We start from the raw sequence: 839 nt of genomic DNA on the forward strand, positions 1-839 counted from the left end.
TAAAGTTACGAACGCATTAACAGAAGGAACATGGTCAACAGCGAAATGGGAATCACAAACGTCACCAGTAGTTAAAGGTTATATCTTAAAAGATCCTACTCAAAAAGAAGTGACAACAGCAACTGTTAAATCAGATACAAAAGACGAAACAATCACCGTTGTTTACACTAAAGTAGGTTCATTCATACCGAAAGTGCCAGAAGGAGTAACACCTCCGACACCAACGCCGTATGACAATGATCCGAAAGATCCAAGCAAAGTGGTAACACCAAATCCGGAAAAACCACAAGATCCAAACAATCCGAATAGTCCGAAAGTACCAGTGATTCCACAAGTACCAGGACATACTCCGGTAGTACCAAAAGACCCAACAAAACCAGTGAGTCCAGAAAATCCACTAGTACCGTTAACACCGGTTGATCCAAACCATCCAGAAAAAGGATATAATGTACCACCAGTGCCAACAACACCAGGTCAAGATACACCAATTACGTATGTAAAAGACGGACAACAAAAAGCAATTACAAGCTTCGTAGATCCAAAAGGAAATGTATTAGAAACACCAATCACAGAAACAGGTGATTCAAATACACCACTTACAAAAGACGGTGAAGTAGCGACAACAATCGCGAAATTAAAAGCAAAAGGATATGACGTTGTAAGTAATGATTATTCATCTAAAGGTACATTTGACAACGATTCTAAGGTTGACCAATACTACAAGGTGGTATTAACACCACACATTGAACCGGTGAAACCATTTGATCCTACTCAACCTGAAAATCCGGATAATCCAAAACCGGAACCAGGAACACCAATTGATCCTAATAATCCGGAAG

At 39.8% G+C, this 839-nt stretch carries 1 protein-coding gene; it reads left to right on the forward strand.

Annotated elements, in window-relative coordinates; genetic code table 11:
* Nucleotides 1–839, forward strand: an 839-nt coding sequence (locus tag SMIDD26_RS02730) for a mucin-binding protein (RefSeq protein ID WP_419986647.1), incomplete at both ends; no start/stop codon positions are given.

Source organism: Streptococcus mitis (genome assembly GCF_001579035.1).
GTDB lineage: Bacteria > Bacillota > Bacilli > Lactobacillales > Streptococcaceae > Streptococcus > Streptococcus mitis_J.